Annotated in this window: 14 protein-coding genes; 11 read left to right on the plus strand and 3 right to left on the minus strand. The window is 67.4% G+C overall.

Annotation, left to right across the window (positions count from 1 at the left end; genetic code table 11):
* Positions 1-6: 6 nt before the first annotated feature.
* The 3 genes from HB681_RS28280 (at position 7) to HB681_RS28290 (ending at position 2636) form a co-directional block, all read left to right on the plus strand.
* Complete coding sequence (locus HB681_RS28280) at positions 7-819, plus strand: ABC transporter ATP-binding protein (protein ID WP_213958208.1); 813 nt, start codon at positions 7-9, stop codon at positions 817-819.
* Positions 816-2060 carry an AMP-binding protein gene (locus tag HB681_RS28285; RefSeq protein WP_213958209.1) on the plus strand — a complete coding sequence of 415 codons (1245 nt, stop codon included), beginning with the start codon at positions 816-818 and terminating at the stop codon, positions 2058-2060. The genes HB681_RS28280 and HB681_RS28285 overlap by 4 nt, the downstream gene beginning before the upstream one ends.
* A 147-nt stretch (positions 2061-2207) precedes the next feature.
* A complete protein-coding gene (locus HB681_RS28290) occupies positions 2208-2636 on the plus strand; it encodes a VOC family protein (RefSeq protein WP_213958210.1) in 429 nt (142 codons plus the stop codon).
* A gap of 110 nt (positions 2637-2746) precedes the next feature.
* Here the strand turns inward: HB681_RS28290 and HB681_RS28295 are convergent, their stop codons facing one another.
* From HB681_RS28295 to HB681_RS28305, 3 genes are all read right to left on the minus strand, one after another.
* Entirely contained in the window at positions 2747-3295 is a 549-nt protein-coding gene (locus HB681_RS28295) for a GNAT family protein (protein ID WP_213958211.1), read from the minus strand.
* A gap of 213 nt (positions 3296-3508) precedes the next feature.
* The gene (locus tag HB681_RS28300; protein WP_213958212.1) at positions 3509-4129 is read right to left on the minus strand and encodes an HAD family phosphatase; all 621 of its coding nucleotides are present in this window, start codon (positions 4127-4129) and stop codon (positions 3509-3511) included.
* Between the two features lie 19 nt (positions 4130-4148).
* The gene (locus HB681_RS28305) at positions 4149-5156 is read right to left on the minus strand and encodes an AraC family transcriptional regulator (RefSeq protein WP_213958213.1); all 1008 of its coding nucleotides are present in this window, start codon (positions 5154-5156) and stop codon (positions 4149-4151) included.
* 135 nt (positions 5157-5291) lie between these two features.
* On the opposite strand from HB681_RS28305, the gene HB681_RS28310 reads away from it, so the two are divergent.
* From HB681_RS28310 to HB681_RS28345, 8 genes are all read left to right on the plus strand, one after another.
* Positions 5292-6851: a long-chain-fatty-acid--CoA ligase gene (locus tag HB681_RS28310; RefSeq protein WP_213958214.1), complete on the plus strand. Its 1560-nt coding sequence runs from the start codon at positions 5292-5294 to the stop codon at positions 6849-6851.
* Between the two features lie 22 nt (positions 6852-6873).
* A complete protein-coding gene (locus HB681_RS28315; RefSeq protein ID WP_213958215.1) occupies positions 6874-8058 on the plus strand; it encodes a lipid-transfer protein in 1185 nt (394 codons plus the stop codon).
* A 162-nt stretch (positions 8059-8220) separates the two neighbouring features.
* A complete protein-coding gene (locus tag HB681_RS28320) occupies positions 8221-8661 on the plus strand; it encodes a MaoC family dehydratase N-terminal domain-containing protein (RefSeq protein ID WP_213958216.1) in 441 nt (146 codons plus the stop codon).
* 147 nt (positions 8662-8808) lie between these two features.
* On the plus strand, positions 8809-9231 hold the full coding sequence (locus tag HB681_RS28325) for a MaoC family dehydratase (protein ID WP_213958217.1): 423 nt from the start codon (positions 8809-8811) through the stop codon (positions 9229-9231).
* Positions 9232-9253: 22 nt separating this feature from the next.
* Positions 9254-10087 (plus strand): SDR family NAD(P)-dependent oxidoreductase, encoded by an 834-nt coding sequence (locus tag HB681_RS28330; RefSeq protein ID WP_213958218.1) that lies wholly within the window; start codon positions 9254-9256, stop codon positions 10085-10087.
* 4 nt (positions 10088-10091) lie between these two features.
* Positions 10092-10883: an enoyl-CoA hydratase-related protein gene (locus HB681_RS28335; RefSeq protein ID WP_213958219.1), complete on the plus strand. Its 792-nt coding sequence runs from the start codon at positions 10092-10094 to the stop codon at positions 10881-10883.
* Between the two features lie 292 nt (positions 10884-11175).
* Positions 11176-11931: an SDR family oxidoreductase gene (locus HB681_RS28340; RefSeq protein ID WP_213958220.1), complete on the plus strand. Its 756-nt coding sequence runs from the start codon at positions 11176-11178 to the stop codon at positions 11929-11931.
* Between the two features lie 13 nt (positions 11932-11944).
* Positions 11945-12895 (plus strand): acetamidase/formamidase family protein, encoded by a 951-nt coding sequence (locus HB681_RS28345; RefSeq protein ID WP_213958221.1) that lies wholly within the window; start codon positions 11945-11947, stop codon positions 12893-12895.
* Positions 12896-12994 lie beyond the last annotated feature (99 nt).

Raw genomic sequence — 12994 nt, forward strand, 5'->3', positions numbered from 1 at the left:
TCCTCCATGCAGCCGGCCAAGCCCCTGCTCGATGTCAACGGCATCGAGGTCATCTACAACCACGTGATCCTCGTGCTCAAGGGCGTGTCGCTCACGGTGCCCGAGGGCGGCATCGTGGCGCTGCTCGGCGGCAACGGCGCGGGCAAGACGACCACGCTGCGCGCCGTGAGCAACCTGCTCGCCGGCGAGCGTGGCGCGGTGACCAAGGGCACGATCGAGCTGCGCGGCGAGCGCATCGAGGCGCTCACGCCGGCCGAGCTGGTGCGGCGCGGGCTGGTGCAGGTGATGGAGGGGCGGCACTGCTTCGCGCACCTCACCATCGAGGAGAACCTCATGACCGGCGCCTACACGCGCAGCGACGGCAAGGCCGCGATCGCGGCGACGCTGGAGAAGGTCTACGCCTACTTCCCGCGGCTGAAGACGCGGCGCACGTCGCAGGCCGCGTACACCTCCGGTGGCGAGCAGCAGATGTGCGCCATCGGCCGCGCACTGATGGCCAACCCGAGCATGGTGCTGCTCGACGAGCCGTCGATGGGCCTCGCGCCGCAGATCGTCGACGAGGTCTTCGGCATCGTGAAGGACCTGAACGACAAGGAGCGCGTGACCTTCCTGCTCGCCGAGCAGAACACCAACATGGCTCTGCGCTACGCCGACTACGGCTACATCCTGGAAAGCGGCCGCATCGTGATGGACGGCAAGGCCGGCGACCTGGCGAACAATGAGGATGTCAAGGAGTTCTACCTCGGCGTCGGCGGCGCGGAGCGCAAGAGCTTCCGCGACGTGAAGAGCTACAAGCGCAGGAAACGGTGGCTGGCATGACGGATTTCTACGACGCACTGGAACTGCGCGACCCCGCGCAACGCGAGGCCGACCTGCTCATGGCCCTGCCCCGGCAGGTGGCGCATGCGCAGTCCGCGGCGCCGGCCTTCGCGCAGATCCTGAAGGACGTGGATGCGAACGCGGTGCGCAGCCGCGAGGCATTGGCCAAGCTGCCGGTCACGCGCAAGTCGGAGTTGCTGGAACGCCAGAAGGCGCAGCGCGCGACAGACCCGCTTGGCGGCTTCAGCGCCATCGTGCGCGGCCCGGCCATGCGGCGCGTGTTCGCAAGCCCCGGCACCATCTACGAGCCCGAGGGCACGGCCATCGACTACTGGCGCACCGCGCGCTCGTTGTACGCGGCGGGCTTTCGTAGCGGCGAGCTGATCCACAACAGCTTCAGCTACCACATGACCCCGGCCGGCGCGATCCTCGAGAACGGCGCGCATGCATTGGGTTGCACCGTGTTCCCCGGCGGCACTGGCCAGACTGAGCAGCAGCTCGAAGCGATGATCGAGCTGAAGCCCGACGGCTATGTCGGCACGCCGAGCTTCCTGAAGATCCTGGTCGAGAAGGCCGAGTCGCTCGACATCAAGCTGCCCAGCGTGACCAAGGCGATGGTCTCCGGCGAAGCCTTCCCGCCCAGCCTGCGCGACTGGCTGGCCGAGCGCGGCATCGGCGCCGTGCAAAGCTACGCGACCGCGGACTTGGGTCTCATCGCCTACGAGACCCGCGCGCATGAAGGCCTGGTGCTCGATGAAGGCGTGCTGCTGGAGATCGTGCGGCCCGGCACGGGTGACCCGGTGCCGGACGGCGAGGTGGGCGAAGTCGTGGTGACCACTTTCAATCGCGACTATCCGCTGGTGCGCTTCGGCACCGGCGACCTGTCGGCGGTGTTGGCCGGGCCATGCCCGACCGGCCGGACGAACACCCGCATCAAGGGCTGGCTCGGCCGGGCCGACCAGACTACAAAAGTGCGCGGCATGTTCGTACACCCCGGGCAGGTGGCCGAGGTGACAAAGCGTTTTGCCGAAATCGTCCGCGCACGCCTCGTCGTAGAAGGCGAGATGGCGCAGGACCGCATGACGCTGAAGGTCGAGGCGCCTGAAACCGCGGGCCTGTGCGAGCGCATTGCCGACGCGGTGCGCGATGTGACCAAGTTGCGCAGCGAAGTGGTCTGCGTGCCGGCGGGCAGCCTGCCGAACGATGGCAAGGTGATCGAGGACGCGCGCAGCTATCGATGAAATGGGGGGCCGCGCTTGCCGGATGACATCGGCGCGTCGGACGGTCAGGATCCCCGGCCGCGTCGCATGTGCCGGCGCAGTCGAGTCCCTCGGCGACGCCCGGAACTTGCAACGGGCGAAGCCGTGTTTTCAGAAGGAGTTGCACCCATGGAAACGCAAGAACTTCATCGCGGCCGTCTGATCGATCACATCCAGCTGGTCGTGCGGGACCTCCCCGCTTCGCAGGCCTTCTACACGGCGATCCTCGCGGTCCTGGACATTCCCATCGGCGGCACGGGCGAAGGCTTCTTCTGGGCCGACGAGCTGTTCGTCTCGACGAGTGAAAGCCAGGCAGCGCAAGGCGCCCTGACCGGACGCCATCACCTGGCCTTTCAGGCTCAGGACCGGGCCATGGTGGACGCGTTCTACAAAGCGGCACTCGCCCATGGCGGCAAGGACAACGGCGCGCCCGGCGAGCGTGCCTACCATCCGGGCTACTACGCGGCCTTCGTGCTTGACCCGGATGGCAACAACATCGAGGCCGTCTTTCATGGCGAGGCGAAGCGGAGTGCGCGATCGGTGCACATCATGTTTTGATCGCGCACGCAACTATGCGTCTCACCGGCTTGCGAAACCAATAAGCGCATTCGGCGTTCCTTGAGTCTGCACCCCGGATATCGAAGTGCAGATCCGCCTCCGGTGCGCGTTCAGCCCGCCGGCGCCGCGAGATCGAGATCGAGATGGATCACACCGCCGTCCCTGCGCCGGCGCAGCGGCAACCCGCTTCGCTGGAACACCGCCAGCATCGGCGCATTGCTTCCCAGCACTTCGGCTTCGAGGCGCATCAGGCCATGGCGCCGCGCCAGCGTGACCAGCGCGGCCAGCAGTTGACTCGCCAGGCCCTGGCCCTGGAAGTCCTCCTCGATCGTGAACGCCACCTCGGCCACCTTCGCACCATCGCTGTCGGTGTGGCCGACGTACGAGGCACTGCCGATGACGGTCTCGTCAGCATCGCTTCCGATCGTCACGACCAAGCCGGCCAGGTTCACGAAGTCGATCGCGGCAATGCGTTCGAAGGCCCGCTCCGGCAGTTCACTGCGCATCGCGAAGAAGCGGGTATAGATCGACTGCGGGTCCAGTTTCGCGAACGCAGTCTGCAGCCGCTCCTTGTCGCCCGGGTGCATGACACGAATCAGTGCCGGCCGGCCGTCGCGCAGCGTGATCGGTTGATGGAAGTCCAGGTCCTTGTCGCTCATTTTTCAGTTCGCTCCAAAGTCATGCAGGCATGGACCACGGCCGCCGCAGCGATCGTTCCGGGTGGCCAGACACTGCCCTCAACTCGTGACCGCTTCGATTGTCTCGCGGCCGCGATCACGCCGCCAGCGGTACTTCGTCATGACCAACGATCGCCAATACCTGGATCTCCATTCATCGGTGCATCGCGAGTCCTCCGCCGGGCATTCGGCCCGTCACAGCAACCCATGGCCCTCCAGTTCCTGCTCCAGCCGCTCCGCATCCACGAACAGGAAGGCCTGCAGGCCGGCCCTGACCGCGCCTTCGACATTGGCCGCGACATCGTCGATGAAGAGCACGCTGCCGGGCTGCACATCGAAGCGCTCGATGCTGCGCAGGTAGGCCGCGGCATCCGGCTTGGTGGCACCCACCATCGCCGACGTGACGATGCGCCCCTGGAGCTGCTGCCCGATCTCCGGGCACAGCGTTCCCATGTGCTCCGCCAGCATCGCCGAATTGTTCGTGAGCCCCGCGATCGCGCAGTGCTGCTTCACGCGTCCGACCAACGCCAGAACGCGCGCATCGGGCGCCATGCCCGCGCGGCGCGCAGCCAGCCAATCGTCGCGCGTCACGAGGTGCCCCAGGCGCTCGGACATCTCCCGCAGATACGCCTGCGCATCGACTTCACCGCGATCAGAACGTGTCTCCAGCCCCGAGCCCCAGACTGCCTCGCGCACGAACTCGGCGGTGTGGCCGGTCAATGCGCCCAGCGCAGCCTGGAACACCGCACGGTCGTACCGGCACAGCACGCCGTCGATGTCGAACAGGACCAGGTGCGGACGGGTTCGCGTGTGCATGTCGAGCCCATAGCAAGGATCACGCCCCGCCGCGCCGATACGCCCCCGGCGCGCTGCCGGTCCATCCCTTGAACGCGCGCTGGAAGGCCGCGCTGTCGGCGAAGCCCAGCTCGAAGGCGAGCGTCGCCAGCGGCACCGCGCTGGTGTTCAGCCGCACGATGGCGGTGTCGCGCCGCAGCTCGTCCTTCAGCGACTGGAAGGTCGTCCCTTCGCCCGCCAGGCGCCGCTGCAGCGTGGAGCCCGACATGTGCAGCGCCTCGGCCGTGGCCAGCAGGTCGGGCCAGCCGGGTTGCGCCTGTTGCAGGTGGCTTCGCACGCGCGCGGCGAGCGGGTCGTCGCCGCGCCGGGGCACGATCACCTGCGTGCGCGCATCGGCCAGGAAGGCGCGCAGCGCGGCCTCGTCGCGCCGCACCGGGCTGCGCAGGTAGCGCTCCTCGAACCACAAGGCTGAGTGCTGGCAGCCGAACTGCAGCGGCGCCGGAAACACCTTGCCGTAGCTGCCGGCGTAGGGCGGGCTCTGAAAGGCGAAGTCGAAGCGCGCGGCGGGCAATTGACCGCCCACCAGCCAGGCCAGCACGCGCCAGAAGATGCGCAGCAGCAGCTCGTGCACGAAGGTCGGTTGCGCGACGGCGGGGTTGTCGAAGCGAAGCGACAGGCCGGCCAGTTCGCCATCGCGCACCAGTTCCACCCGCACGTCATCCTGCAGCAGCCGGAAGGTGCGCGCGACGCGGCGGATCGCCACATCCAGCGTGGTCGCACTGATCGCCGAACGCGACATCAGCGCCAGGCTGCCACGCCGCAGCGGTCGCGACAGGAAGCCCAGACACTCGTCGTCCAAGCGCTCCATCAGCAACTGGAACAGCGTGAGGTACTGGTCGGCCGTCACGCGCGCGCCGGGCTCCTGCAGCAGCGCCGGCGCAATGCCCGCCTCCGCCAGCAAGGGGTCGCTCGCCAGGCCGCGCGCCTGCACGCCGGACACCATGCCTTGTACGAAAGCGATCGGGATCGTGACGGGCGGGCGCAGCATCGGAGGTCAGTCGGATTGGGGCCTTTTGCCATCGGATCGACGCAAACCGCAATCGTCCGCGAGGCCGCAGATTTCTACCATGGGGCACCAACAAGCAGGCCGCGGATTTCCCGAAGGCCCGAGGAGACAAGCACCATGTACTTCACCCAGGGACTGCACCGCGCCGTGCAGCAGCACCCCGACCGCGTCGCCGTTCGCTTCGCCGGCCGTCAGCGCACCTTCCGCGAATTCGCCGACCGTGTCGCGCGGCTCGCGGGCGCATTGCAGCAACTGGGCATGCAGCCCGGCGATCGCGTGGCGATGCTGTCGCTCAACTCCGACCGCTACCTCGAATACCAGATGGCCGTGCCTTGGGGCGGCGGCGTGCTCAACCCCTGCAACATCCGCTGGTCGGCGCCCGAGATCCTCTATTCGCTGAACGACTCGGGCTCGATCATCCTGCTGGTCGACGCGACCTTCGCGCCGCTGGTCGAGCCCTTCCGCCGCGATGCCGCCACGCTGCGCGCGGTGATCCATTGCGGCGACGGCGAGGCGCCCGCCGGCATGCTCGGCTATGAAGACCTGCTGCGCGAAGCCACGCCGGTGCCCGACGCAGTGCGCCGCGGCGAAGACCTGGCCGGCATCTTCTACACCGGCGGCACCACCGGCTTCCCCAAGGGCGTGATGCTGAGCCACACCAACCTGTGCAGCTCCGGGCTGGCCCTGCGCGCGGAAGGCCTGGCCTCGCCCGGCGGCACCTACCTGCACGCCGCGCCGATGTTCCACCTGGCCGACATGGGCATCGCGACGCCGCACTGGATCGAGGGCAACACGCACACGATCATCCCGATGTTCAACCCCGAGCAGGTGCTCGACACCATCGAGCGCGACCGCGTCACGCACACGCTGATGGTGCCGACGATGATCCAGATGCTGGTCGACCACCCGGCGATGCAGAAGCCGCGTGACCTGTCGTCGTTAAAGGGCATCGCCTATGGCGCCTCGCCGATTTCCGAGGCGGTGCTGGAACGCGCGATGGCCGCGCTGCCGGGCGTGGAATTCACGCAGGCCTATGGCATGACCGAGCTGTCGCCGGTGGCCACGGTCAACCCGGCCTGGTACCACACACCCGAGGCGCGCCATCTCGGCAAGCTGCGCTCTGCCGGGCGCGCCAGCCACTGCACGGAGGTGCGCATCGTCGACCCGTTCGGCGAGGAAGTGCCGCTCGGCACGGTCGGCGAAGTGGTGGTGCGCGGGCCCAACGTGATGCAGGGCTACTGGAACAAACCGGAGCTCACCGCAGCCGCGCTGCGCGACGGCTGGATGCACACCGGCGACGGCGCCCGGATGGACGCGGACGGTTTCATCTTCATCGCCGACCGGCTCAAGGACATGATCATCAGCGGCGGCGAGAACGTCTACTCGGCCGAGGTCGAGAACGCGATCGCGCAGCATCCCGCCGTCGCGGCCTGCGCGGTGATCGGCATCCCGAGCGAGGAATGGGGCGAGGCGGTGCATGCGGTGGTGGTGCGCAAGCCGCAACAGGAAGTGGAATGCGAGGCGTTGATCGCGCATTGCAAGGCGCTGATCGCCGGCTACAAGTGCCCGCGCAGCGTGGACTTCGCCGAGGCGCTGCCGCTGTCGGGGGCGGGCAAGGTGTTGAAAGTCAAGCTGCGAGAACCCTTCTGGGCAGGACGCGAACGCGCCGTGGCATGAACCCATTTTTCAGGAGCTATCCATGACCCAGGATGTATTTGTCGCCGGTGTCGGCATGATCCCCTTCACCAAGCCGGGCGCGAGCGAGCCCTATCCGCAGATGGCGGCCAAGGCCACGCGGCTGGCGCTGGCCGACGCCGGCATCGGCTATGAGCTGGTGCAGCAGGCCTATGTCGGTTATGTGTATGCAGACTCGACTGCAGGACAGGCCGCGCTCTACGAAGTCGGCATGAGCGGCATCCCGATCGTCAACGTCAACAACAACTGCTCCACCGGCTCGACCGCGCTGTTCCTCGCGCGGCAGGCGGTGGCCAGCGGCGCGGCCGAGTGCGTGCTGGCGCTGGGCTTCGAGCAAATGATGCCGGGCGCATTGGGCGCCGTCTTCAAGGACCGTCCCACGCCCTTCGAGCGCTTCGACAAGGCGACCGACGAACTCGTCGACGAGCGCGAGGTGCCGCTGGCGCTGCGCTACTTCGGCGGCGCCGGCCTGGCACACATGAAGCAGTACGGAACGAAGCTTTCCACCTTCGCGAAGGTGCGCGCCAAGGCCAGCCGCCATGCGGCCAACAACCCGCTCGCGCTGTTCCGCAACGTGGTGACGGAAGAAGAGGTGCTGAACACGCCGGTGATGTGGCCGGGCGTGATGACGCGGCTCATGGCCTGCCCGCCCACCTGCGGCGCGGCTGCGGCCATCGTCTGCTCGGCCGACTTCGCGCAGCGCCATGGCCTGAATCGCAGCGTGCGCATCAAGGCGCAGGCCATGACGACCGACAAGCCGATCAGCTTCGAGGCGCGCGACATGCGCGAGGTGGTCGGCTTCGGCATGGCGCAGGCCGCGGCGCAGCAGGTCTATGAAGCCGCGGGTATCGGCCCCGCCGATGTCGACGTGGTGGAGCTGCACGACTGCTTCGCGCACAACGAACTGCTGAGCTACGAGGCGCTGGGCCTGTGCCCTGTCGGCGGCGCAGAACAGTTCATCTGCGACGGCGACAACAGCTATGGCGGCAAGGTGGTCACGAATCCTTCCGGCGGCCTGTTGAGCAAGGGCCATCCGCTGGGCGCCACCGGTCTCGCGCAGTGCACCGAGCTGGTCCAGCAACTGCGCGGCACCGCAGACAAGCGCCAGGTGGAAGGCGCGCGGCTCGCGCTGCAACACAACCTCGGTCTCGGCGGCGCCTGTGTTGTCACCCTCTATGAACGCGTTTGAAAGTCGAGCCGACATGCACGAGCGCCAATGCTTTCGACGTTTGCTGACCGAAGCTTTTGTGGCCAGTGGTGGATCGGGTCGCACGACGCGGCGTGCCCGGTGTCCTCGGCCCACGCCCACCATCCTCGTTCCAAGTCCACGTAACACAGAGGAGCAACTGACATGATCGACAAGAAATGGATCGGCCACCAACTCGGCGCATCGGTGCTGCCGATCGAACGCAGCCGCCTGCAGTTCTTCGCCAAGGCCATCGGCGAGACCGACCCCGTCTACACCGATGCCGATGCCGCGCGCGCAGCGGGCTACCCGGATCTGCCCGCGCCACCCACCTTCCTCTTCGCGGCCGAACTCGACTCCGGCGCCTCCAACCAGTTGCTCGCCGACCTGCAGATCCCGCTGGCCAAGCTGCTGCATGGCGAGCAGGGCTTCAGCTACCACCGGGCGGCCTGCGTCGGCGACGTGGTCACCGTGCGCTCGACCATCGACGACATCTACGACAAGAAGAACGGCGCGCTTGAATTCGTCGTGAAGACTTCGCGCGCCACCAATCAACGCGATGAACTGGTGGCGGAGCTGCGCACCGTGATCGTTTGCAGGAACTGAATGCGGGAACCGTACGCAGAGGACGCGAAGGTTCCGCGAAGGACGCGAAAGAAAACCAAAAGATCTTGGAAGTCCTTTTGCGACCTTTGCGAAACCTTCGCGACCTTTGCGTTCGGCTGTCCGCTCCCGATTTCCACAAGGACTCCCATGACCTCACTCACCTTCGACACCGTGCAAGTCGGCGATGAACTTCCCGTCGTGCAACTGCCACCCGTCAACCGCACCGCGCTGGCCCTCTTCGCCGGCGCCTCCGGCGACCACAACCCGATTCACATCGACACCGACTTCGCGCGTCGCTCGGGCATGCCCGACGTGTTCGCGCAAGGGATGCTGGGCATGGCCTGGCTGGGCCGCGTCGTCACGGGCTGGGCGCCGCAAAGCCGGCTGCGCAAGTTCGAGGCGCGCTTCCAGGGCATCACGCACCTGGGCAATGCGATGCGATGCAGCGGGCGCGTGGTCGAGAAGCTCGACGACTACCACGGCGAGCGCTGCGTGCGCATCGAGGTGCACAGCGCCAACCAGTTCGGCCAGACCAGGATCGCGGGCGAGGCCATCGTCGCTCTCCCCTGAACCCCACAACGAAACACAACACATGACCACACGCAAGCTCGAAGGCAAGGTCGCCCTCATCACTGGCTCGGGCCGCGGCATCGGCCGCGCGATCGCGCTCAAGCTCGCCGGCGAGGGCGCGCGCATCGTCGTCAACGACCTCGACGCGGAACCGGCCAATGAGGCGGTGCAGGCGATCAAGGACATCGGGGGCGAGGCCGTGGCCTGCGCCGGCAACGTCACCGCATCCGACTTCGCCGAACGCTTCGTCGGCACGGCCGTCAGCGAGTTCAAGGGCCTGGACATCGTCATCAACAACGCCGGCTACACCTGGGACAACGTGGTCCAGAAGATGACCGACGAGCAGTGGTACGCGATGATCGACTGCCATCTCACCGCGCCCTTCCGCATCCTGCGCGCGGTGCAGCCGGTGATCCGCGCACTGAGCAAGGCCGACACCGAAGCCGGCCGGCGCGTGGTGCGCAAGGTGGTCAACATCTCGTCGATGGCGGGGCTGTTCGGCAACGCGGGGCAAGCCAACTATTCGGCCGCCAAGGCCGGGGTGGTCGGCATGACGCAGACGCTGGCCAAGGAATGGGGCCGCATGAACGTCACCGTCAACAGCGTGGCCTACGGGCTGATCAAGACGCGGCTCACCGGCAATGCGGCGGAAGCGGGCACGGCCAACATCGACGGGCGCGAGATCAAGGTCGGCGTGAACCCGGGCCTCATGGCGATGATGGAGCAGACCATTCCACTGGGCCGCGGCGGCACGCCCGAGGAAGCGGCGGGCGCGGTGTACATGCTGTGCATCCCCGAGTCGGACTACGTGAGCGGCCACACGCTGGTGTGCAGCGGCGGCTTGACCGGGTTCTAGGCGCATGGCTGCCCAGGTCCACACCACGCTGCAAGACGGCGTCGCCACGCTCACGCTTGACCGGCCGCAGGCACTCAATGCCTTGAGCCCGGAGCTCATCATCGACCTGGCAGCCGCCTTGCGGGCGAGCGCCGAGGACGAAGCCACGCGCGCCATCGTGCTGACCGGCACGGGTCGCGCGTTCTCCGCGGGCGGCGACATCGGCTGGTTCGGCGAAGTGCTTGCGGGCGGGCGCGAACATGCGCAGTCGGAGATCGCGGGCTACATGGAGCGTGAAGGCAATCCGCTGACGCTGGCCATCGCCGGCTGCCGCGTGCCCGTGGTCTGCGCGGTGAACGGGCCGTGCGTCGGCGGCGCGGTCGGCATCGCACTCGCGGCCGACATCGTGATCGCGGCACGCTCGGCCTACTTCCTCGTGCCGCAGGTGCCGCAACTCGGCGCGGTGCCGGACCTCGGCGCCACCTGGATGCTGTCCCGCCTGCTCGGCCGCAGCCGCGCACTCGGCATTGCGCTGCTGGGCGACCGCATCGAGGCCGCGCAAGCCGAGCAGTGGGGCCTGATCTGGCGGTGCGTGGACGACACAGCCCTTGCCGAGCAGGCGCAGGCCGTCGCGCAACGCCTGGGCAGCGCGTCGGCCGCCGCCGTGCGCGACACGCGCCGGCTCATCGACGACGCGCCATCCCACACGCTCGCTCGCCAGCTCGACGCGGAACGCGATGCCCAGCGCGCGCATGTGGGCGCCGACTTCTTCCATGCGGCTTGCACGCGCTTCCTGGCGCGCACCGCTCACGGCTGATTGAAGGCTCGTCGTTGATGCGGCTGGATGAATGCGGGATCGGACTTGGCCGTACGCGAAGGACGCGAAGGTTCCGCGAAGGACGCGAAAGAAAACCAGAAATTTTCTTTTGAATTTTTCGCGTCCTTCGCGCTTCTTCGCGTCCTTCGCGTACGGTCAAGTCCGCATGCCGACGAGCGTCGATCGACAACACAGCCGTCGAAGTGCCACGAGTCCGTGACACCCTGACCTGCGGCGTTTACTTCCCATCGTCGCGCCCTCAGAATTCGCTCTCCTCAACAGGAGAGCGCTCATGGATCTCGGACTCAAGGGCAAGCGCGCCGTCATCACCGGCGGCAGCCGGGGCATCGGTCGGGCCATCGCCGAATGCTTCGCGGACGAGGGGTCGCATGTGTCGGTGTGCGCGCGCAAGGCGGAGGAGGTGCAGGCAACAGTTGCCAGCCTCAAGGCCAAGGGGGTCGACGCTTTCGGCAAGGCGCTCGACGTGGCCGATGCGACGGCCCTGAGCGCATGGATCACCGCCGCCGGCGGGGAGCTGGGCGGAATCGATGCGCTGGTCTGCAACGTCAGCGCACTGGCCGTGGGCGACAGCGCGGAGACCTGGGAGAAGTCCTTCCGGACCGACATGATGCACACGGTCAACGCCGTGACCGCCGCGGTGCCCTTCCTCGAAAAGTCCGACAGCGCATCGATCGTGCTGATCTCCAGCGTCTCCGGTTTCGAGGTGGACTTCGCCGCCGGCTCCTACGGCGCGATGAAGGCGGCGCTGATCCACTATGCCAAGGGCCTCAGCCGCCAGCTCGTCGCCAAGGGCATCCGCGTCAACTGCGTGTCGCCGGGCAACACCTATTTCGACGGCGGCATCTGGCAGACCATCGAGAAGAACATGCCCGATCTCTACGCGTCCACGCTCAAGGTCAACCCCACCGGCAAGTTCGGCAGGCCGGACGAAGTGGCCAAGGGCGTGGTCTTCATTTCCAGCCCGGCCGCGAGCCGCATCTCCGGCACCAACCTCGTGATCGACGGTGCGCTCACCGTCGCCGTCTGACGAGAGCGACACCATGAGCGCACACGCCGGCCACACGCTCCATTCGATCCACAAGGACCACATCCACCACGGCTGGAACAACGCTTTCAAGCCAGCCCTGACGATCGCACCGGGCGACAGCATCGAATTCGAGACGCTCGACGCATCCTCGGGCCAGTTGATCAAGACATCGACCGCTGCCGATCTGGAAAAACTCGATCTCGGCCGCGTCAACCCGGTCACCGGCCCGGTCTGCATCGATGGCGCCCAGCCGGGCGATGCGCTCAAGGTCACGGTGCTTTCATTGAGGCCTTCCGGGTGGGGCTGGACCGGCAACATCCCCGGCTTCGGCCTGCTCACCGACCAGTTCCCGAACGCGCGCCTGCACCACTGGCACTACGACCCCGCACTGACGCCCGCGATGTACGGCCCCGGCGGCCGCGTGCCGCTGCGGCCCTTCACGGGCACCATCGGCGTCGCGCCCGCGGAGCCCGGCCTGCACAGCATCATTCCGCCGCGCAACGTCGGCGGCAACATGGACGCGCGCGACATCGCGGAAGGCTGCGAGCTGTACCTGCCCATCGAGGTCGAAGGCGCGATCTTCTCGGTCGGCGACACGCACGCGGCGCAGGGCGACGGCGAGGTCTGCGGCACCGCCATCGAGAGTCCGATCGACGTGGCGCTCAAGTTCGAGCTGGTCAAGGGCGCCAACCTGCGCATGCCGCGCTACGTCACGCGCGGCCCGGTCACCGACCATTTCGACAAGAAGGGCTACGAGGTCACGACCGGCATCGGGCCCGACCTCATGGCCGGCGCGCGCATGGCGGTGTCCGAGATGGTCGAGCTGCTCAGCAAGCGCTACGGCTACGAACCCATCGACGCCTACATGCTCTGCAGCGTGTGCGCCGACCTGCGCATCAGCTCGATCGTCGACGTGCCCAACTGGGTGGTCTCCTTCTATTTCCCCCGGATCGTCCTGGAGTAGCCGTGACCACCGTTCAGCGGACCTGAGGGCAATCCCGCGAAGCGATTTCCCCAGGCTGAGGTAGGGTTCGCATGCGCGCCGGGAGGCTCGCAGTCCGGC

The organism is Variovorax sp. dw_954, assembly GCF_018449755.1.
Classification (GTDB): domain Bacteria; phylum Pseudomonadota; class Gammaproteobacteria; order Burkholderiales; family Burkholderiaceae_C; genus Variovorax.

Coding starts and splice junctions, on each gene's coding strand:
- HB681_RS28280 (WP_213958208.1), top strand. CDS start 7: ATGCAGCCGGCCAAGCCCCTGCTCGATGTCAACGGCATCGAGGTCATC.
- HB681_RS28285 (WP_213958209.1), top strand. CDS start 816: ATGACGGATTTCTACGACGCACTGGAACTGCGCGACCCCGCGCAACGC.
- HB681_RS28290 (WP_213958210.1), top strand. CDS start 2,208: ATGGAAACGCAAGAACTTCATCGCGGCCGTCTGATCGATCACATCCAG.
- HB681_RS28295 (WP_213958211.1), bottom strand. CDS start 3,295: ATGAGCGACAAGGACCTGGACTTCCATCAACCGATCACGCTGCGCGAC.
- HB681_RS28300 (WP_213958212.1), bottom strand. CDS start 4,129: ATGCACACGCGAACCCGTCCGCACCTGGTCCTGTTCGACATCGACGGC.
- HB681_RS28305 (WP_213958213.1), bottom strand. CDS start 5,156: ATGCTGCGCCCGCCCGTCACGATCCCGATCGCTTTCGTACAAGGCATG.
- HB681_RS28310 (WP_213958214.1), top strand. CDS start 5,292: ATGTACTTCACCCAGGGACTGCACCGCGCCGTGCAGCAGCACCCCGAC.
- HB681_RS28315 (WP_213958215.1), top strand. CDS start 6,874: ATGACCCAGGATGTATTTGTCGCCGGTGTCGGCATGATCCCCTTCACC.
- HB681_RS28320 (WP_213958216.1), top strand. CDS start 8,221: ATGATCGACAAGAAATGGATCGGCCACCAACTCGGCGCATCGGTGCTG.
- HB681_RS28325 (WP_213958217.1), top strand. CDS start 8,809: ATGACCTCACTCACCTTCGACACCGTGCAAGTCGGCGATGAACTTCCC.
- HB681_RS28330 (WP_213958218.1), top strand. CDS start 9,254: ATGACCACACGCAAGCTCGAAGGCAAGGTCGCCCTCATCACTGGCTCG.
- HB681_RS28335 (WP_213958219.1), top strand. CDS start 10,092: ATGGCTGCCCAGGTCCACACCACGCTGCAAGACGGCGTCGCCACGCTC.
- HB681_RS28340 (WP_213958220.1), top strand. CDS start 11,176: ATGGATCTCGGACTCAAGGGCAAGCGCGCCGTCATCACCGGCGGCAGC.
- HB681_RS28345 (WP_213958221.1), top strand. CDS start 11,945: ATGAGCGCACACGCCGGCCACACGCTCCATTCGATCCACAAGGACCAC.